Raw genomic sequence first — 19,870 nt, forward strand, 5'->3', positions numbered from 1 at the left:
GCGACCGTGAAATGATTTAACAAATCCACACCGAGGCTCGCCTGGCAGGCCATAGCTGGTGCAGTGGATATGTGCACGGGCGTCTAGTCGACAAACGACGCGGATACCCGCATTTTTAAGCACCTTAAAAAGACTGGAGACAGGCGATGCCTGTCTTTTTCTCGAAACGCTCCTTTTTATCTGGTTCGCTCCTCTGCGACAAGGCCTGCCGCTGCGGCTAACTGGTGTACATCGTCTATGCCAAATGCAAAAGGATTGCGATCATATGACACATTTGACGTACTCCCGTGGCTGTTGATCAGCGCCGTTCCTCACTGCCAGCACTCGCCTGTTTGCTAATGATAATTATTCGCATTTTATATTTCCATATACTTTCTACGGTTTATCCCGTTACGGTAAAAGGTCCGATATAATTTAGCCATCATTGGGGAGTAGCCGCTCATTTTCCTGAGGTTTACGTCAACATACTTGATGCGTGCATCATGGCGTAGACAGCGATATCGCTTGGCAAGACCTTTGATCACTTTTTTTCGTTATGGCCGGAGAAAAAAGGTGATCATTCGTCTATTGTCCGGTCGCGGTATTGATTCATGCAAACCCTTCTGCTTTCCACCGGCGTGGTTACGCTGGCCGAAATCGGCGATAAAACGCAACTACTTGCCTTCATTCTGGCAACCCGGTTCAAAAAACCCATCCCTATTATTCTTGGCATTCTGTGTGCCACCATCGTCAATCACGCACTGGCCGGTGCAGTGGGCGCCTGGATTACCACTGCCATCAGCCCGCAAGCACTGCGCTGGATACTGGGCATTTCTTTTATTGCCATGGCTGCATGGACCATGATTCCCGATAAAATAGACGAGGAAGAAGCGCCGCTGGGCAGAAAATTCGGCGTATTTGGTGCGACCCTGATAACCTTTTTCCTGGCAGAAATGGGCGATAAAACACAATTGGCCACAGTCGCCCTGGCGGCCAAAAGCGCATTTCCGATTGAAGTGGTCATCGGCACAACCCTGGGCATGATGATTGCAGACGTACCCGCGGTAATCCTGGGCAAACAGCTGGGCCAGCGCGTATCCATGAAGCTGGTACACACAATCGCGGCCTGTATTTTCCTGGTGCTGGGCATTGCTACCCTGCTTGGCGCCGGGTCTGGCTGGGGGTTCTGACTCTGTTGCTCAAGCGCCATGTTTTACGCTATATGCAGTGGATGATAAGATTGTGTCGCACCTGTCGTGACAAGGCGCAAGCACGAATCAGATTAACCGGACTCGTGCTTGCCTGAATTTTATTTGCAATAGCGTCTCGTCAGGCGACGTATCTAACCAAACATGAAAAGACAGGAGTGCAGTCATGGCCAGTTCGAGAAAATCCACAACGGCTGCCCCCAAACCCAAAGCTCGGGCGGCACGCAAAGAAGAGCCCGACAACAGTACCGCGGCAAAGTCGGCACCAGAACACGTTGTTTTGCTTTCCGGCGGCAACCCCCAGATTCCCAAAGGATATGGCGATGCACCCGTGCAGGCATATATAAAGGCCATGCCCGGCTGGAAAAACGAGACCGGACGCCGACTTGATGCCCTTATCGAACACATCGTGCCGAGCGTAAACAAAGCCGTGAAATGGAACTCGCCCTTTTATGGTGTCAACGACGATGGGTGGTTTCTGAGCCTGCATTGCTTTACGAAATATATCAAGATCACTTTTTTCCGCGGCACCTCGTTGCGGCCGATCCCGCCAGGAGAGTCCAAGCATAAGGAAGTGCGCTATCTGGATATTCGGGAAGGCGAATTTGATGAGCAGCAAATCAGCGACTGGATCCGGCAGGCCAGCCAACTGCCGGGAGAAAAGCTGTAGCCGCAAGGGTCAAAGCGCGCGTTCAAATCCCTCTCCATCTACTGGAATCGGACGTCGCCCGGACATTAATTTGAAGAACTCAAGCGGCGTGGCGTGAGCACCTTTCCCGGACGCAAAGCGCCTGTCTGTTTCCCATCCCAGACCCTGACACCATTTACCCAGACCGCCTCGATGCCTTTGCTGGCTCTGATCGGGTTTTCAAACGTCGCCATATCGGCGACACTATCCGGATCAAACATAATGAGGTCTGCAAAGTAACCTTCGCGTATCAGGCCTCGCTCATGCAATCCGTAATTTTCAGCGGCAAGACCTGTCATTCGGTGGATTGCCTCCTGAAGTGTCAGCAATTTGCGCTCCCGTACCATCGTGCGCAACACGTTGGTAAACGTTCCCCACTGCCTGGGGTGAGGATGTGAGTCAAAAGGAAGCCCATCGGATCCAACCATTGTCATCGGGAATTTGAAAATCCGACATACATCTTCTTCATCCATGAGAAAGTAGATAGCGCCTGCCGGACTCAGTCGCTCGAACGTCTCCTGCTCATCCAATTGCCACTCGTTCATGATTTGACTGAAGTCCATGCCGGCCACTTCCGGATGATTCTGACACCATGTAATCATGGTGCGACGCGAGATACGGACCCGATCCAGACGCAGCATTGTCGAGGTAGCAGGGTAAGGGTGACAATCAAGGCAAACGGGCTGCAGCTGCGCAGCCTCAGCGATCATTTTCAGGGTTTCGCGTGACCGTCCGTGATTTTTCTCACCTGCCAGTTTGTGATGCGAAAAAACGACTCGACAGTCAATCGCTCGTCCAATTTCCAGCGCCTCTTGCATCGCCATAACGATTTGATCCGCCTCGTCTCGCAAATGAGTTGCATATATGCCGCCGTGCTCTTTCATGGGCAAACACACATCGATAATTTCGTCTGTGGTTGCCGCCGCTGCTGGAGGATAAAAAGTACCGGTAGACACGCCGAATGCACCCGCTTGCAGGGCCTCTTTAAGCAATTGACGCATGGCCTGCCGCTCGGCAGGCCATGCAGCACACGATGTGTCGTTCATCACCCCAACCCGTAGCGTTGTATGACCTACCAACGGTATAACGTTAACGGCTGCTGGCGTAGCACGCAGCGCTTCAATCCAGGATTTGAACGAGGAAAAGCGAAAAAGATCCATCGGTCCCAGCAAGTCTAGCGGTTGTGGCACCGCCTTTCTGGCCAATGGCGCCAGACTGATGCCACAATTTCCCGTTACCACTGTAGTAATGCCTTGCGATACCTTTGGCAACATGTCGGGATGCGCCAATAAATACCCATCATCATGAGTGTGGGAATCGATAAAACCTGGTGCAATCATGTACCCGGTAGCATCAACTACCGACACATCCGAAGGATGCTGAAACTGCCCCAAGCAAACAATACGTTCACCATAGAGGCCAATGTCAGCTTCAAACGGCTCGTTTCCGCTTCCATCGATCAGTATTGCTCCCGCGATTACGGTGTCCATTTGCATTTGGTTTTCCTGCCTCTGGTGTTCCCGGCTCAATTGAGCTTCTCAATGCCAGCCGTCTCGATAATCTGGCGCCACTTTCTGGTTTCCAAATCAATAAGGCGGGTAAATTGCTCTGGAGAGCCTCCCACCGGCTCCGCGCCCAATAAGGCGAGCCCCTTTAGCACCTCGGGCGCACGAAGTGCATTGCCCAGTGCCTTATTCAATGTCTGAATAATTTCGCCTGGCGTGCCTTTTGGCGCAACTACTCCGCCCCAGGCAACTGTTTCATAGCCTTTGACACCTGCTTCATCCAAAGTAGGTACCTCTGGTAATAGTTCCAACCGCTTCAGACTACTGACCCCCAACGCCCGAACCTTACCGCTCTTGATCATCGGCATCGCCTCAGACGAGTTGGTGAACATAAAATCCAGTCGTCCGCCGACAAGATCCTGTAATGCTGCCGGCCCTCCCGTATAAGGAATAAACTGCACTTCAATCTTTGCCAGGCTTTTGAACAACTCGCCCCCCATATGCCCGGTTGTACCCACACCCGAGGCGCCATAAGATAACTTGTTTGGCGCCTTACGGGCTTTTTCTATTAAATCGGTAACGCTTTTTACCGAGGAATCCGCAGGTACAATCAATACGTTGTATAAGTTAAACAGATGTATAACGGGCGCAAAATCGGCTTGCACATCGTAGTTCAGCGTATTGAACAGAGAGCGGTTAACTGCCAGCGTATTGATATTGCCATAACCAATGGTATAGCCATCCGCTGCTGCACGCTTTAACTGAACCATGCCAATGCTGCCTGCAGCGCCAGGGCGGTTTTCAACGACAAACGTCGCATTCATCTGCTGCGAAACCTGGTTCATTACCAGCCGGGACAGTACGTCTGGCGATCCTCCCGCGGCAGAAGGCAAGACGAATGAAACGGGTTTTTGAGGCCACTGTCCCGTTTCGGCATGAGCAAACGCCATCAGGCAAGAGGATGCGGACAGCATGAGTAAGGCCAGCACCTGCGGGATAATTCGAAACATAACGGTCTCCTGTTTTCATTTTATGCAGTGTCGCCTAGATTAGCACCGACACATAACAACCCCCTTATCGAAAAATATTGCCAAGCTATAATCCGACGTTATCGATAAAGACTGGAAGCCTTATGGAAAATGACGATTTTTCTGACTATATGGGTGCAGATGCCGGTCATGCCCGACCACCGCTGAGTCTTCGGCAAATCGAGGTTTTTCGCACCATTATGGTCGCCGGCTCGATCAGTAATGCCGGCCGGGCACTGCACGTGTCCCAGCCTGCCATCAGCAGAGTCCTTGCTCTGACGGAAAGCAGACTTGGCTACCTGCTTTTTGAGCGGTCTCGCAATGGACTGCATCCGACCCCTGAGGCAAGACGTTTATACACGCAAGTAGAAGAGGTCTATAACACTGTGCAGCGAGTAAATAGTCTTGCTGCATCCCTGGGCAACGATGGGTCAGGGCAACTGAAAATTATCTCAAGCGCCACTTTTGGTCAGAAACTGATTCCGCAGGCGCTCGCATATTTCAGAGCCAGCAACCAAAGCGCCAACGTCGACCATCGAAATGTCACGTTCGATGAGCAGGTTGCCTATTTTCTGAGCGGACAGGCAGATATCGGCATTTCGATGAACGCATCGGATCATCCGCATTTGAGCTCAGTGAAAATTGGAGAGCAACCAATTGTCTGTATCGTTCCAAAAGACCATCCGCTTGCCAATCATGAGGTGATTGCGCCACATGATTTTACAAACGCTGCCTGGATAGGCTATCCGCAAAACACCCCACTGGCCAATGCACTATTGAACTTCTTTGGAGAACACGGCGCCAATTGTCCTGCAGCAATAGAGGTACGTTCCCCTGTCAGCGCCTACGCCTTCGTCCTCCAGGGACTGGGGCCTGCTCTCGTAGACCGCAGTTGCCTGCCCGGCGAGAACGAATCCATTATTATCAAACCGATATCGCCCGCAGCCACGATAGAAATTTGGGTGACCCGGTCCAATCTGAGTCCATTGCCCTTACTGGCTCGCCGCTTCGTTGCCGCTCTAAAAAAGACCTTGTCGCAGCAATAATGCCGATTCCGATATCAAATTTTGTCTGCAGCCCATAACCTTTGACTATCGACGTTGTCGCCTGCCCTTCTACACCACCTTGCACCAACGCCAATAGGGGAAAGACTCTCACCCAACCGGTGATTGCATTTAAACGATACGGACTGCCGACACACGCCCTATTTACGACAACCGCAATACGATGGCATGATTCACTTCATCATCTATAGTGGACGCATATATCTTGAAAGATCATCCTACTCGCACTCTTGGAATCGCCGTTGCCCAGCTTGGTGGCATAAACCTTGACGATACTCGTCAATCGGTCGTCAACCGCTTGATTGAAATGCTCAAAGAAGCACACGGGCGTGGTGCAAACCTGATTGTTTTCCCGGAGTTAGCATTAACCACTTTTTTCCCTCGATACTGGATGGACGAAAATGAAGCGCAAGCGCGTTTTTTTGAACAGAGCATGCCTAATCCGTCCGTACAACCTCTGTTTGATGAAGCCAGAAAACGCAAGATCGCATTTTATCTAGGTTATGCAGAGCTCACACCGGAAGGTACTCCCTACAATAGCGCGATACTGGTCAATGAAAAAGGGGAAATAGTTGGCAAATATAGAAAAATTCATTTGCCAGGGCACGATGATCACAAAATGGATGCTCCGTTTCAACATCTGGAAAAGAAATTCTTCCAGGTTGGAGACAAGACATTTGGCGTATGGGAGGCCATGGGCGCCAATATTGGCATGTGTTTGTGCAATGACCGCCGCTGGTCCGAAACCTGGCGCGTCATGGCTTTGCAAAACGCCGAGGTCATCGTGCTAGGGTATAACACGCCCTCGCAGAATATCCATTGGCCGGAACCGGTTCATCTGCGAATGCATCATCATTTGATTACACTGCAGGCCAGCGCATACCAGAATAGCGTGTGGGCTGCGGCGGCGGCCAAATGCGGATCGGAGGACGGCCATCACATGATAGGGGGATCCGTGATCGTTGCGCCCACAGGTGAGATCGTTGCACAAGCGAGCACAGAAGAAGACGAGGTAATCACCGTTAAAGCGGATCTGGCGCTGGCAGACGTATTCCGCAAGAATGTGTTCAATTTTGAAAACCACCGACGGCCCGAATTTTACGGACTGATTACGCGAAGAACTGGCCGCGGCAGGCCGCTTTAAGCGATCCGAAACAAACTGGGCGACGACCCCGCCAGGATACCGGCACAGGCGACCACCAAGACCGCCTGTGTCGTTGCCAGTACAGCTGCTGCGTTATGCCTGCTTTGCAGATACCACTTTCTTGCGTCGCGCCAGCCAGCTTCCGACCAACGCGACCAGCAAGGCGCCACCGACTTCAACGGCGATCTTGACCGTACCGGTGACTTCGCCGAAACGCTCTATCACAACCTGGTCACTGACCAACATGCCACCTGCGATCCAGCCCAGCAATGCTGCACCGAAAAGCACCACGCCGGGATAATGATCAATAAGTTTCAACACCAGTGTGCTGCCCCAGATGATGATAGGCACGCTGATAATCAGACCCGCAATAACCAGCCCCGTCTGATGATCTGCGTGCGCACTCTGCGCCGCGCCGGCAATCGCAATGACGTTATCCAGGCTCATGACAAAGTCCGCGATGATAATCGTCTTTACCGCAGACAAGACCGACGCGCCGCCATCGATCTTGTCATGCCCATCATCGTCCGGGATGAGCAGCTTGATCCCGATCCAGATGAGCAGCAAGCCGCCCACAATCTTGAGATAGGGAATCGTCAATAGTGTCAATGCAAATGTAATGAGCACGACCCGAAGAATGATCGCACCGGCAGTGCCCCACAAAATTCCCTGCATGCGCTGCTTTTTCGGCAGGTTACGGCAGGCCAGCGCAATCACAACCGCATTATCACCACCCAGCAGGATATCAATCATGATAATTTGAAAGACCGCTGTCCAGCTCAGAGTCTGAAAAAATTCAAGCATAAGTTCACCCGGAATCCAATAATATAAAAATTCGAATTGAATATGGATCGGCCCGTTCTGGCAGCACGACAGGGTGACGTGCTGCCAGCCAATACAGAAAGTATCGACAGAAACGAAAATGGCCTGATCCGTTAAGGACACAGGCCATTTATTCTTAATCAGGATTTATGGACCTTGCCCTTTAATGGCAAGGTCTTGCTTACAACACCAGGTGTGTTGCCCGGGCACCGGGCGTCATGCCAAGGCATGACAGCCGTAATGACGATGCGGCGGCGGAAAGCTACTCCCCTTGATCGAATAAGTATATCTTTTGAGAAAATTATGTCAAGTAGGGTCGTTACGTATTGCCCCAGAAAACACCCTCCCTGCTGTTGTGAAAAATCGAATCATTCCTATTTTTCAAGACTGATACCCATCTGCTGAATCAGTTTGGTGTATTTTTCCGATTCAGCTTTGGCAAAGTCAGCGAACGCTTTGGCTCCCATAAAATGAGGTGGCGTATCCAGGGGCTCCACATCAGCTTTGTAACCTTCGCTGTTCACCGCCTTTTCGCATGCTGTTTCCAGTTTCGCGACGATGTCCTGCGGCAGTCCCTTGGGTGCAATCAGCCCTCCCCAGATGGTTGCCTGGATCGGCCATCCACCTTCCTGAGTTGTGGCCACCTGTGGACTGGATTTGAGCCTTTGGTCGGAAAAAATGCCCAGGGGACGCAGCTTGTATTGCTTGGCCACTGTTGTGGTATCGCTGATCACCATTACCTGTTTTCCCAATAGCCCAGTCACCATTTCTGCAGAGCTTTTATAGGGCACATGCAGCGCCGTTGAATTTGCCTGTTTCATGAGCATTTCCATGGCAATATGCAGCAACGTGCCTGTACCGGACGTGCCGTAAGTCAGTTGCTTGGGATTTTTCCTGGCGAATGCGACAACATCCTGCATGTTTTTGAATACTGAGTCCTGGGGCACCATCATCACAAGCGGCACTGAATAGGTCCCGCAGATATGATCAAAATCCTGATATGTGTAACCGGTCTTACGCATGCCAGGTTGCAACACTTCCGGGCCGATGACGGATAAACCAAGAGTATAGCCATCCGGCTTGGCCCGCTTAAGCTGCATCATGCCGATTGCGCCACCCGCGCCGCCCTTGTTATCTATAATGAGATTGCCACCCATCGCCTCGCGCAGGTGTTTTGCAAGAATCCTGGCCATGATATCCGACGTGCCGCCCGGGCCGAACGGCACCAGAATGGTCACCGGGTTTTCCGGATAGGCGTTCTGGGCTGTGGCGCTCGTACTCAGGACCGATGTAGCGACCAAGAGCATTGCATATTTGATACGCTTTTTCCGATTCGATGTCGTGATGCCAAATATCATATTTGTCTCCTTCATTGTTCAAGTGCAACGGCACACTACTTTGCCGTCAACGATGACAGATCAATAAGCGCCACCGTCATAGCCCTTTGCCTGTGCCGGGCGGATATCCTGAATAAACGCGCTGGCCTGACGCATCATCATGCCCATGTCAGAGGCCACTGCCACAAACGCATAGCCGGAACTGATAAAGGTCGAGACCATTTCCGGGGTGGGCCCCACAATGCCGCAAGGCACGCCAATGGCCTGGCAACGCCGCGCCACGTCGGCGATCACGTGCTGCACCTCCGGATGGGCCAGATTGCCGATATGCCCCATGTTCGCCGACAGATCACCAGGACCAAGAAACAGCGCATCCACCCCGGGCACGGCAGCAATGTCCTCAAGCGCAGCCACGGCCTGTGGCGTTTCCAACTGAATAATGGTGAAGACCGAGTCATTTGCGCGCTTTGCATAATCGGCTGCGGTGCCATAGCCACTGGCCCGATGTACTGCAGCAAAGCCACGCGTCCCAAGCGGGGGATATTTGGCGTTGCTGACCGCCTGCCGCGCGGCTTGCGCGCTGTCAACAAAAGGCACCATCACGGTCTGGGCGCCAAGATCCAGGGCTCGCTTGAACAGAACAGGATCATTTGCCGCTAGGCGTGCTACCGCGCAGGCATTGGTTCCCGCGATAGCCTGCAATACATGCAGGGCATCCTGATTATCAAGCGGTACATGTTCCAGATCTACCAGCAACCAATCAAAGCCGGCGCGCCCCATCGCCTCAGCGGTACTCGACGTACCGGACATGAGCCAGGTGCCTAGCGGCGCCCCGGGCTGAGCAAGGCGGGCGCGAAAAGGGTTTTCTAGCAGATCAGTTGCTGCGGGCATACATACTCCTGTTGTCGTTAATGCAAATGCAAGGGTTTGAATCAGTAGATGGGTGGTTCCGGAGTCTTCTCGTTTCCGGCCAGGGAAGTGAAATCACAACCAAGATTGGCTTGTGTCACCTCGTGCTGGTAGATGCGCGTGAAGCCGCGTTTATAGGGCGGTTCGGGGGCACGCCATTGACTGCGGCGCAGCGCCAGTTCGCTGTCGGAAACCAGAACATCAAGTGTTCTCGCATTGATATCCAGCCGGATCAGATCGCCCGTACGCACCAGTGCCAAGGGACCGCCCACGGCCGACTCCGGCGCTATGTGCAATACACAAGTGCCATAATGAGTACCGCTCATGCGTGAGTCAGACAGACGGACGATATCGCGAATCCCCTGCTTCAACAATTTCTTCGGAATAGGCAGATTGCCCCATTCCGGCATCCCTGGCCCGCCAACCGGACCGCCATTGCGCAGCACCAGGACGGTATTCTCGTTTACGTTCAGGTCCGGATCGTTGATGGCCGCCAGCATATCGGCATTGGAATCAAAAACCAGAGCAGGCCCGGTATGTCGTAACAGGGCCGGGGTCGCTGCAGAGGGCTTGATCACCGCGCCATCCGGACATAGATTGCCCCGCAATACGGCCAATGCCATCCCTGCCTCTGGACACTGTTGTGTTGCGGGAATGACCGGGTTGTCCAGCGGGCGGATCACATCGTCATCGGAACAGGCTTGTCCCTCGATATTGGCGCCCAATGTTGTTCCGGTGCAAGTGAGGGCATCCAGTTGCAAATACGCCCGAATACGTTGCAATAATGCGGGCAGACCACCCGCGTAGTAAAAATCTTCCATCAGCCGGTTGCCCGAAGGAAACAGATTGGCCAGTACCGGCACCTGGCGTGCCAATGCATCAAAATCATCAAGGTCCAGTGCAACCCCTGCTCGCCCGGCCATCGCTGGCAAGTGGACAGCCGCATTGGTGGAGCCGCCCAGCGCCATCCAGGTTGCAACCCCGTTCAGGAATGCATCGCGGGTCAGAATGCGAGAGGGGCGCAAATCTTCCCAAATCATGGAGACAATGCGCTGGCCGCAGGCCCAGGCCATGCGGGTATGTGCTGCATCCATGGCTGGCAGGCTGGTTGAACCGGGCAGGGCAAGCCCCATAGCCTCGACGATGGACGTCATGGTGCTGGCGGTGCCCATTGTGTTGCATGTGCCAGGCGCGCGGGTCATCCGGGCTTCCAGACTGATCCATTCAGACTGACCGATGTCGCCAATGGTGTATTGCTCCCAGTATTTCTTGGTGTGTGTTCCCGCCCCGACTGCCTGTCCCTGATAGCGATCATTCAGCATGGAGCCTGCCGGGCAGAACAGTGCCGGCACATCCATGGAAATGGCTCCCATCACCAGGCCCGGCGTGGTTTTATCACAGCCGCCCAGCAACACTACGCCGTCCAGTGGGAGACTGCGGATCAACTCTTCAGCCTCCATGGCAAGAAAATTTCGATACAGCATGGTCGTGGGCTTGACCATGACCTCGCCCAGACTCATGGCCGGTAGCTCCAGCGGATATCCGCCGGCCTGCAATACGCCGCGCTTGATCGCCTGGGCACGATCCCGAAGATGCGCGTGGCAGGGCGACAGGTCGCTCCAGGTATTCAGAATACCGACAATAGGGCGGCCCATGAATTCCTCACGCGAGAGCCCTTGCTGCTGCATACGCTGACGATGCGCAAATCCTCGAATATCATCGCTCGCAAACCAGCGCTGGCTGCGCAATTGATGTAGTTTTTTCTGCACAACAATACCTCGATCAATCTATTTGAATACCAGCACCGCGAACTTGCTCGCCCATAACCTTGGTGTCTTTTTGCAATAAATCTGCAAACTCCTGCGGTGTGGAAGACAGCACTTCATACCCCTGATTTTCCAGTGGCTGGCGAAACGCTTGTGATTGCAGGATTGCCACAATGTTCTGATTCAGTTTGCTGACGATGGCGTCGGGCGTCCCGCTGCGAACGAGAATGCCATTCCAGACGCTGGAGATCACACCAGGAACACCGGCCTGCTCGAACGTAGGCACATTCGGTAATACTTTGGCTCGCGTGGGTGCTGCAACCGCGAGTATCCGGATCTTGTCCGAATCGGCATAGCCGACCACCGAAGGCAGATTGATAAACATCGTGGGCAGCGACCCTCCCATGACATCGGTTAGGGCCGGAGGTGCACCTTTATACGGGACATGCATCAATTTTGTGCCACTCTGTTTTTGGAACAACTCTCCCGCCAGATGCATGGAATTGCCATTGCCAGCAGATCCGAAGGCGATACGACCCGGTTCGCCCCTGGCGGCCTTGACTAAATCTGCAACACTCTTATAAGGGGTACCAGCGCCGACAATCAACACATTTGGCATTTGGTGCGTCAATGTCACCGGTTGCAAATCCTTGATCGGGTCGTAACCCATATCTTTGTACAAATGCGGATTCACGGCCAGGGTGCTGGTCGAGCCCAACAACAGGGTATAACCATCGGCAGACTGCTTGGCTGCATAGGCAGACCCAATATTACCGTTGGCGCCGGCACGGTTGCTGACTACTACAGACTGCCCCAGACGCTTTCCCAACTCGGTAGCCATGCTTCGGGCAAACTGATCAGCCACCCCGCCCGCTGGGTACGGCACGACAAATGTGATTGGCTTTTCGGGATATTGATCTGTCTGGGCGTAAACAGGTGAAAAAAACATCATGCCTGCCAGCAGCACGGCCATGGTATAGGTTCGACGTATTAGATTGGATGGGTTCATGTTATCTCCTTGCTTGTTATAGGGTCAGTTCACAGGTGAAATAAGACTTTTGACATTGATATGCTGCAAAATATTGTCCACCACGAGTGCAGCCATGGCCTGGCGGGTTTGCACGGTGGCACTGGCAATGTGAGGGCTAAGGACCGTGGACGCGCAATGGGCAATTGCTTCGGGCACTTGCGGCTCCTCCTCAAAGACATCCAGCGCCGCTGCGCCCAGCCGGCCGCTTTCCAGGCAATCAATCAGCGCCGACTGATTTACAACAGATCCACGCGCGACATTAACCAGTACGCCCTCCGGGCCGAGCGCCTCCAGCTCGGCCCGAGACACCAGATGATGGGTATCGGCGCCACCAGGTGTGGCCACAATAAGCAAGTCTGCCCACCGGGCCAGTGCCAGCACCGTCGGGAAATATGCGTAGGCAACCCCGTCCTGTTGTCGTCGGCCCGTGTATCCGATTTGGGTCTCAAATGCGCCAGCACGTCTGGCAATCAGATGGCCGATACGACCCAGACCCACAATGCCGACTTTTGAACCCCAGAACCGCCTGGTCAGCGCAAATGCGCCCAGGCGACTCCACTTGTTCTCGCGCACATACCGGTCTGCCGCCGGCACTCGCCTGAATGCCGCCAATGCCAATGCCATTGCAAAATCCGCCACATCCGCCGAGAGAACGTCTGGTGTGTTGGTAACACGAATCCCCCGGGCATCGGCCCAGTCCAGGTCAATGGCGTCGTGCCCTACCCCGTTGCACGCAATGAGCGCCAAATTCGCCAAGGCGTCGCGGCACAGTGCAGGCACACCAGCCATGCCATTGGTAATCAAGACCAGCACCTCTGACCCGTGCTGGGCGCAAAATGCCTCGGGCGATGGCAAGGATTGCCATTGCACAATATCAAAGTGCTCCTGCAAGGGCACAAGCGCTTCCTGCGAAAATGGTGTGACAACAAGGAGGATGGGTCGGGTCATAGGTGCAGGCAATCGTCGGAACACACAATCGTAAGAATACATTTAGCCGGTTCGGTATGTTACCGGTAACTGTTACCGGTAACATTGATATAATTGTAGGGCGTTGGTCAAACAACACGCCATTGGGATAAACCATGACTCAAAAACAAACATCACGTACCACGCGTCGCAAAGCAGGCTCATACACCATCCATGACGTGGCCGCTCTGGCCGGCGTTTCCTCAATTACCGTTTCGCGTTACTTCAATTCGCCGGAAAAGGTCTCCGTAGCGTTGCGAGAACGCTTGCGTGAAATTATTGACCGGATCGGCTATGTCCCCAGTCAGGTAGCAGGCGGGCTGGCTTCAGGACATGGGCGGGTGGTTTGCGCGGTCATGCAGAACATCGCCAGCGCCACCTTTGCCGATCTGGTCAAGGGTATGACAGACGAACTGCAGGCATCGGGACTGCAACTGCTGCTGGCCAACGCCCAGTATTCTCAGGAACTGGAAGAACAGGCCATCCGCACTTTTGTTGGCTGGCATCCCACCGCCCTGATCCTGACACGCCACGACCACACGCCCGCAGCCGAGGCCATGCTGCGCGCACTCAACATTCCCGTGATCGAAGCCTGGGGACTGGTATCGGGGCGGCCGTTTCATCAAGTGGGGTTCCCGCATATCGAGACAGGAGCCATACTGGCCAGGCACTTTCTGGAACAAGGCGCCACCCGGCTCCAGTTTGTCATGTCGCACACCACCGAAGATTTCCGCGCCAAACAACGCGCGCAAGGGTATGCCCAAGCCATGACGAATGCCGGCCTGAACGCGGACGTGCAAATTATTCCGGAAAATGACGAGTTCGAGGCCGGAGCCATTGGCATTGAAGCGTTGTCCCGTTTACCTGCAGATTCCCGGCCCCAGGCGTTGATTTTTGCCAATGACAATATGGCGGCGGGCGCCATATTGCACGCCCCTTCATGCGATCTTGTCCTGCCCCGCGATTGCGCCATTGCAGGGTTTGGCGATGCCTCCATTTCCGCAAGACTGCGCCCGGCCCTGACGACCCTGCGCCCGGCACGCTATCAGATTGGCCAGCACGCAGCGCGAACCGTGCTGAAGCAGTTGGCGGCCGGACCAGGCGGCGACAATAATATCGTTGAAGACATGTTGCCATGTGATCTGATCATCAGGGAAAGCAGCCAATTGCATTTGTAATGGTGCAATGATTCAACGTGCGTTAGGTTGCGATGCCGTTTCGCAGGCAACGCAACCTAACGCCAGTAAGCAAAGCCCCGACCTGTCCCGCCAGCGAGGCATTTTCGCCTTGCTCGAACCGATAAATATGATCAACGTCTGGCAGACATGGCCATTCTGATGGCCAGCCCGGCCAGCACGGTACCCATCAGCCAGCGCTGGACCACCACCCAGGTCGGGCGGGCCGCCAGGAAAGAGGCAATGCTTCCGGCCAGAATGACAATCAGCATATTTACACTGATGCTGACAGCAATCTGTACGGATCCCAGAGCCAGCGACTGGGCCAGAATGCTGCCTTTTTCCGGATCAACAAACTGCGGGAGCAGGGAAAGATACATGACTGCTATTTTGGGGTTCAGCAGGTTCGTCAGAAACCCCATCAAAAACAGTTTTCTGGGGCTATCGGGCGCCAATGTTTTCACTTGAAATGGAGATTGGCCACCAGGGCGTACAGCCTGCCAGGCCATATAGAGCAAGTACAGGGCGCCACCATAACAGAGCGCTTCGTAGGCGTAAGGGACGGCAAAAAGCAAGGCGGTAATACCCAGCGCAGCACTAACCATATAGAAAATGAAACCAAGCAGCACGCCCAGAAGGGACATCATGCCAGCGCGCCGCCCCTGGCAGATCGAGCGCGACACCAGGTAAATCATATTGGGCCCGGGGGTGAGCACCATTCCAAGGGAGACCGCAGCAAAAGCAATGATAGTGGTTGTTTCCGGCACGATGGTTCCTTTTGAGGTGAGCGCGTATGAAAATAATCGTACTGCAAAACAAGCTGTCCCTGATTTAATATGACAGCCGAAATCTATAAAACATGCAATACCGGCGCCGGCTGCGCATGACTGTGCAAGATTACACTCGTGTACTGTCGAAGTTTTTGCAACAATCTTCGTTGCTGCGGCAACTGCCTGAAAGCGCAGCTATTGCGCAATCAAGTCGCGTACATCCTGTTGCAATTGCGGCAGCACTTCGTCTTCGAACCATATGTTCTGCTTAAGCCATCGATTGTTGTGCCAGGACGGATGCGGTAGCGGATAAATGCGCAAAGAAGGGTCGGCCAGATAGTACTGACGCCAGGACCGCACCGTTTCCGTGACTCCCTGGCGTGCCACCTGCGGGCCCAGATGCCAGCGCTGTGCATAGCCGCCTATTGTTAATAGCAATTTCAGATTAGGCAAGCGGGCAAATAATTGCGTGCGCCATATTTCCTTGCACTCGCGCCGTGGCGGCAAATCGCTGCCATCGGCTCTGAGTCCTGGAAAACAGAATCCCATAGGAATAATCGCGACCCGGGAATCGTCATAGAACTCCTCGTCAGATATACTCATCCATTGCCTGAGTCGAACACCGGATGCATCATTGAAAGGACGTCCGGTTTCATACACCCGCGTGCCGGGCGCCTGACTGGCGATACAGATGGATGCTGTCTGAGACACCTGGATAATGGGACGCGGCTCTGGACCCATGGCCTGTCCAAATCGAGGCTGGTCGTGACAAACCCGACAACTGCGAATCGTATTTATATACTCTGCGAACGAAGGATCATCGCTATTTTTTATCGACTGTTTCATACTTGAAATGCGCTGGATCTGCAATGCAGTCGTATCTGGGTCTGTGACTGCAAGTCTAAGAAAAATGGCAACAGTGGCCGAGTGACATGAGCCATGTCAAGCAGGCCGCTACTGCACGGATGCTCCGAGAGAATGCTTTTCACTTAATGTGCCGCAACGCACTGCCCTTATGTGCGGCAATGTGGTCGGTCCTGTCGCTTTTTATTTCGTATTGGGGTTCATCCTTAGAGGCACGATGAACGTGTCCCTTGTAGTCGAAGTCGCTGGTATGGATAGCGATGATCCTGCCTGAAACGCTGCCCGCTTCGCTATTCCAGCTGACATGGTCACCTTTTTTGAACTTCGCTGTCATGTTGCCGGCTCCATTTTCTCCATATTACACCCGTCATTAATGATCTGCCAAGATCGTGGCAAGCAGCACATGACAGAGTTGCGGATTGATCGCTAACGGAAATACGTATTGAGCACCGAAGTGCAGTCACAGTCAGAGGTCAAGCCCGCAAACAGCACTCTGTGTAGCCTTCTCCGCCTGAATGCCTTGGCAGACGGATTCACGAGCAGTGAGCCCATGGCGCATGGGTGTCGCACGAAGAGGAGTTACACCGAAACGGGCAGTCACAAAAAGCCAACATGCCGTATGAAGGCAATGCTGGCTATTGGCAGACCTGTTCTCTACGCGATCTGTCTCATGACAAGAGCGCTATGGCGATTCTTAACGTAGCCCGATCAAAGCATGCGTGGCAGCACATCGATCGCACCAGATGCTTTTCTGTGGGCATAGACCACGCCAATATGACCAAGCACCAGCGCCAGCAGCGTCCAGCCAAGTTCGCCATGCAGCAGCCCGGCCAGATCAATCATCCATTGGACCTTTTGGCCGGTGGGTTCCATCAGCGAAATGCCCAGGTAAGAGAATGGGCGATCCGAGCCGTAGGTGCGCAATAGCGCCAGAGCAGGAATGGCCAGCATGAGTGCATACAATACGCTGTGCCCCAATCCCGACACGGTGGACAGCGACGGTGGCCGGCGTGAAATATTGAGTGCCGCCCAGATTACTCTGAAGACGCCCAAACAGAACACGGTGAACCCCATGACCGAATGCGTCGGCCATAACGCATCAGTAATAGGCGTTTCATCGGCAAAATAATGCAGCGCCGCAGTGAAAAACATCCAGGCAAAGCCCAAAGCCATGAGCCAGTGCAATGCCCGAGAAATCAAACCATATTTATCTGATGAATCAAACAGCAACAATGAATACCTCCATTCATAAAAAATTAAATTGTTTGTTATCCAGGCCCACATCCCCTCTGAAACAAATTATGACGGCTGTATGCCGGCGGCCCAATGGCTGCCAGTACGGACAAAATCATGGATCATGACCTATCGCAGCATTTTTACCGGCAGGACAAGCAGCATAAGGCACCAGCAATGATCAATACTTCAGCACTTCAATTCGCACAGATACGGCGTTTGGTATTGGGCGACAGCGCTGAAATCATTAATTGAAAATTCAATCTTATCGTATTTATATCTTATGCATGTGACGGTCGTTTTGATATCAATCAACAAATATTTCAATTGGCTACCGGAGTATGGGTTTGCAACCGCTGATCTGTATTTTTTAGACTGGTTTAAAATCCCATCACTGGTGTAGTACCGCTCCACTCGGTTTTTTTATTTACCAACGCTGGATCGCCAATGCTCTCTATAAAATTCGTTGCCCGATATATGGCAGATCATGATCTATCCCTTGTCACTGCAGAATCATGCACAGCAGGGCTGATCGCCTCGACCCTGTCGGAAGCGCCGAACGCAGGCAGGCTGCTCGATTGCGCATTTGTCACGTATACAGTGGCCGCCAAGGAGCAACTATTGAACGTGAGTGCTGACACGATCGAGAAATTTAATCTTACGAGCGAGCAGGTGGCCAGGGAAATGGCCGTGGGCGCATTGGCCCGAAGCCCGGCCAATGTTGCCGTGTCCAATACCGGTGTCGTCGATGACATTGATCCCGCTATCAGGGCAGGAACGCAATGCTATGCATGGGCGTTCAGACAAGCTGGCAACAACCAGGAGATTGTCTTCACGGAAACCAGACGATTTACCGGCAGCAGTCGAAAAATCCGCAAGCGCAGCGCACTGTATGCGTTAAGCCGCATTCCCTTTTATACGGCACAGGCCCTGGGAAACGCTGCTTAACGGGCCCGCCCTTCAGCCACGAGCACGTGCGCAACTGGCGTTAGTCTGGCTTTAATGCTTGTGTTTCGGCTTATCGGACCGGCTGGTGCTGGCCATTTCCTTGAGTTCCTTTTTGGACATGGATTTATACATTGATTTGGATGGGCCTTTCAGATCACCCACTTTTTTTTCGCCCTCTTTGGCCGATAATGCAGCGCCTGCTGCCTGTTGCTGGCTTTGGGATTTTGCTGGCATGATGATATCTCCGTGTCGATGTGAGCGTCTTCATTATCTGCCTGCGATGCAGAAGGATGCAAACATCGCCGACGGCGTTTTGTAAATACTCGTAAGGCAGGCATTTGCATCAAAAATAAATTCTGGCATTGCCCTCGCAACGTCGGCGATCCGTCCGCCATGGTGCAGGCTGCCTCGCTCAAAATACAAAAAATCTATATATTTCATATACCTATATTTATTAATAACATGTAACAAAAATGCTCAGGCGAGCGTTTTAATTGCTAGTATGAATTGTGGTTAATCCACCCCCCGAGTTGTTCCACCTCAATGCACTTACGTTGAAAGGAGATAGAAATGAACCAGGACATTGCTCAAGGAAAATGGGAACAGATCAAAGGCTCCATCAAGGAAAAATGGGGTGATCTGACTGATGACGACATCGCGCAAGTCAACGGTAATGCACAGAAAATGTGCGGTATATTACAGGAGAAATATGGCAGTAGTCGCGAGGACACCGAACGCGAGGTTAACGACTTCTGGGCCGAGCAGAATCGGCTATAGGATACAAGTCAAAGGCACCCTGGTGGGTGCCTTACTTTTGTGGGAGTATTGTGGATGTATTCGCGGATGACCTTGCTGGATGATTTTTTCGGGTAACGGTGCAGGATGACAATAAAACCTGCTCACGCCCGGCACCACCACATCCGATCAACGCGCCAAACCTGTCCTCAATCACGGAACCACATTGAGCGACGCCATCCGATAGCCGCAGTATAAACCACCCGGCATGCCGGACCACCATGCCTTGGCGCGACTTCCTGCATAGCTTATTGAACAGCATAAAAAAACAGTCTTTCAAGTGGCCTCTGACCGGCTGGTGAGTTCCGTGGCAACCACCGTAGCATAAGGCGCTGCCACCACCAATTTCAATATCCGCTTGTTCGACGCGGGGCAGGGGCCATCACTTGTTAGTGTGCGCCTTAGCGTTTCTTCCGAATGAAAATGGTAAGCAGGGTAAGCACCAGAAATACGATAAACAGAATTTGCGCCACCAGCGCCCCCCAGGTCAGAAACCCTCCAAAACCCAGTATTGCGGATATGACCGTCAGAACAAAGAAAAAAACAGTATGCCAGACCATTTGCACCTCCTATCCTTATGACAAATGTCATGTCGGAACGATGTTCAAAAGAAGCCTATAGTTATTATCCTAATACCGT

General features: G+C 53.1%; 21 protein-coding genes and 1 riboswitch. Of the genes, 7 read left to right on the plus strand and 14 right to left on the minus strand.

Going from position 1 to position 19,870, the window contains the following annotated elements; all coding sequences use genetic code 11:
- Window positions 1-414 precede the first annotated feature (414 nt).
- A riboswitch (yybP-ykoY riboswitch) is annotated at window positions 415-588 on the plus strand.
- Window positions 589-590: 2 nt separating this feature from the next.
- Both INT32_RS20560 and INT32_RS20565 read left to right on the plus strand, forming a co-directional pair.
- Window positions 591-1,169 carry a TMEM165/GDT1 family protein gene (locus tag INT32_RS20560; RefSeq protein WP_193090561.1) on the plus strand — a complete coding sequence of 193 codons (579 nt, stop codon included), beginning with the start codon at window positions 591-593 and terminating at the stop codon, window positions 1,167-1,169.
- 184 nt (window positions 1,170-1,353) lie between these two features.
- Window positions 1,354-1,857 carry a DUF1801 domain-containing protein gene (locus INT32_RS20565; protein WP_193090562.1) on the plus strand — a complete coding sequence of 168 codons (504 nt, stop codon included), beginning with the start codon at window positions 1,354-1,356 and terminating at the stop codon, window positions 1,855-1,857.
- 65 nt (window positions 1,858-1,922) lie between these two features.
- On the opposite strand, the gene INT32_RS20570 is transcribed toward INT32_RS20565, so the two are convergent.
- Window positions 1,923-3,371, minus strand: coding sequence for an amidohydrolase family protein (locus tag INT32_RS20570; protein ID WP_193090563.1), 1,449 nt, complete (start codon window positions 3,369-3,371; stop codon window positions 1,923-1,925).
- A 29-nt stretch (window positions 3,372-3,400) separates the two neighbouring features.
- Window positions 3,401-4,390 carry a tripartite tricarboxylate transporter substrate binding protein gene (locus tag INT32_RS20575; protein ID WP_193090564.1) on the minus strand — a complete coding sequence of 330 codons (990 nt, stop codon included), beginning with the start codon at window positions 4,388-4,390 and terminating at the stop codon, window positions 3,401-3,403.
- A 122-nt stretch (window positions 4,391-4,512) separates the two neighbouring features.
- On the opposite strand from INT32_RS20575, the gene INT32_RS20580 reads away from it, so the two are divergent.
- Window positions 4,513-5,454, plus strand: a complete 942-nt coding sequence (locus tag INT32_RS20580; protein WP_193090565.1) for a LysR family transcriptional regulator — start codon at window positions 4,513-4,515, stop codon at window positions 5,452-5,454.
- Window positions 5,455-5,677: 223 nt separating this feature from the next.
- A complete protein-coding gene (locus tag INT32_RS20585) occupies window positions 5,678-6,616 on the plus strand; it encodes an N-carbamoyl-D-amino-acid hydrolase (RefSeq protein WP_193090566.1) in 939 nt (312 codons plus the stop codon).
- A 93-nt stretch (window positions 6,617-6,709) separates the two neighbouring features.
- Here the strand turns inward: INT32_RS20585 and INT32_RS20590 are convergent, their stop codons facing one another.
- From INT32_RS20590 to INT32_RS20615, 6 genes are all read right to left on the minus strand, one after another.
- Window positions 6,710-7,420, minus strand: a complete 711-nt coding sequence (locus INT32_RS20590) for a TerC family protein (RefSeq protein ID WP_193090567.1) — start codon at window positions 7,418-7,420, stop codon at window positions 6,710-6,712.
- Window positions 7,421-7,812: 392 nt separating this feature from the next.
- Window positions 7,813-8,796, minus strand: coding sequence for a tripartite tricarboxylate transporter substrate binding protein (locus INT32_RS20595; protein ID WP_193090568.1), 984 nt, complete (start codon window positions 8,794-8,796; stop codon window positions 7,813-7,815).
- A 60-nt stretch (window positions 8,797-8,856) separates the two neighbouring features.
- Window positions 8,857-9,666 carry an HpcH/HpaI aldolase/citrate lyase family protein gene (locus INT32_RS20600; RefSeq protein ID WP_193090569.1) on the minus strand — a complete coding sequence of 270 codons (810 nt, stop codon included), beginning with the start codon at window positions 9,664-9,666 and terminating at the stop codon, window positions 8,857-8,859.
- Window positions 9,667-9,707: 41 nt separating this feature from the next.
- Entirely contained in the window at window positions 9,708-11,453 is a 1,746-nt protein-coding gene (gene araD / locus INT32_RS20605; RefSeq protein WP_193090570.1) for an L-arabinonate dehydratase, read from the minus strand.
- Between the two features lie 13 nt (window positions 11,454-11,466).
- Window positions 11,467-12,459, minus strand: a complete 993-nt coding sequence (locus tag INT32_RS20610) for a tripartite tricarboxylate transporter substrate binding protein (RefSeq protein WP_226817319.1) — start codon at window positions 12,457-12,459, stop codon at window positions 11,467-11,469.
- 24 nt (window positions 12,460-12,483) lie between these two features.
- A complete protein-coding gene (locus INT32_RS20615; RefSeq protein ID WP_193090571.1) occupies window positions 12,484-13,428 on the minus strand; it encodes a 2-hydroxyacid dehydrogenase in 945 nt (314 codons plus the stop codon).
- A gap of 134 nt (window positions 13,429-13,562) precedes the next feature.
- Here INT32_RS20615 and INT32_RS20620 point away from each other — a divergent pair, with 134 nt between their 5' ends.
- Window positions 13,563-14,624, plus strand: coding sequence for a LacI family DNA-binding transcriptional regulator (locus INT32_RS20620; RefSeq protein ID WP_193090572.1), 1,062 nt, complete (start codon window positions 13,563-13,565; stop codon window positions 14,622-14,624).
- A gap of 131 nt (window positions 14,625-14,755) precedes the next feature.
- Here INT32_RS20620 and INT32_RS20625 read toward each other — a convergent pair whose 3' ends face one another.
- The 4 genes from INT32_RS20625 to INT32_RS20640 form a co-directional block, all read right to left on the minus strand.
- Window positions 14,756-15,340, minus strand: a complete 585-nt coding sequence (locus tag INT32_RS20625; protein ID WP_226817327.1) for a LysE family translocator — start codon at window positions 15,338-15,340, stop codon at window positions 14,756-14,758.
- 246 nt (window positions 15,341-15,586) lie between these two features.
- Entirely contained in the window at window positions 15,587-16,132 is a 546-nt protein-coding gene (locus tag INT32_RS20630) for a uracil-DNA glycosylase family protein (protein ID WP_226817320.1), read from the minus strand.
- A gap of 244 nt (window positions 16,133-16,376) precedes the next feature.
- Window positions 16,377-16,589 (minus strand): DUF2945 domain-containing protein, encoded by a 213-nt coding sequence (locus INT32_RS20635; RefSeq protein ID WP_193090575.1) that lies wholly within the window; start codon window positions 16,587-16,589, stop codon window positions 16,377-16,379.
- A 374-nt stretch (window positions 16,590-16,963) separates the two neighbouring features.
- Window positions 16,964-17,539 (minus strand): cytochrome b, encoded by a 576-nt coding sequence (locus INT32_RS20640; RefSeq protein WP_226817321.1) that lies wholly within the window; start codon window positions 17,537-17,539, stop codon window positions 16,964-16,966.
- Between the two features lie 396 nt (window positions 17,540-17,935).
- On the opposite strand from INT32_RS20640, the gene INT32_RS20645 reads away from it, so the two are divergent.
- Window positions 17,936-18,436, plus strand: coding sequence for a CinA family protein (locus INT32_RS20645; RefSeq protein ID WP_226817322.1), 501 nt, complete (start codon window positions 17,936-17,938; stop codon window positions 18,434-18,436).
- A 51-nt stretch (window positions 18,437-18,487) separates the two neighbouring features.
- On the opposite strand, the gene INT32_RS20650 is transcribed toward INT32_RS20645, so the two are convergent.
- The gene (locus tag INT32_RS20650; RefSeq protein WP_193090577.1) at window positions 18,488-18,670 is read right to left on the minus strand and encodes a DUF3008 family protein; all 183 of its coding nucleotides are present in this window, start codon (window positions 18,668-18,670) and stop codon (window positions 18,488-18,490) included.
- 336 nt (window positions 18,671-19,006) lie between these two features.
- Here INT32_RS20650 and INT32_RS20655 point away from each other — a divergent pair, with 336 nt between their 5' ends.
- Window positions 19,007-19,213 (plus strand): CsbD family protein, encoded by a 207-nt coding sequence (locus tag INT32_RS20655; protein WP_193090578.1) that lies wholly within the window; start codon window positions 19,007-19,009, stop codon window positions 19,211-19,213.
- Window positions 19,214-19,632: 419 nt separating this feature from the next.
- On the opposite strand, the gene INT32_RS20660 is transcribed toward INT32_RS20655, so the two are convergent.
- A complete protein-coding gene (locus INT32_RS20660; RefSeq protein WP_193090579.1) occupies window positions 19,633-19,791 on the minus strand; it encodes a DUF1328 family protein in 159 nt (52 codons plus the stop codon).
- Between the last annotated feature and the right edge of the window lie 79 nt (window positions 19,792-19,870).

The sequence above is a fragment of the Advenella sp. FME57 genome, assembly GCF_014897675.1.
Classification (GTDB): Bacteria; Pseudomonadota; Gammaproteobacteria; order Burkholderiales; family Burkholderiaceae_B; genus Advenella.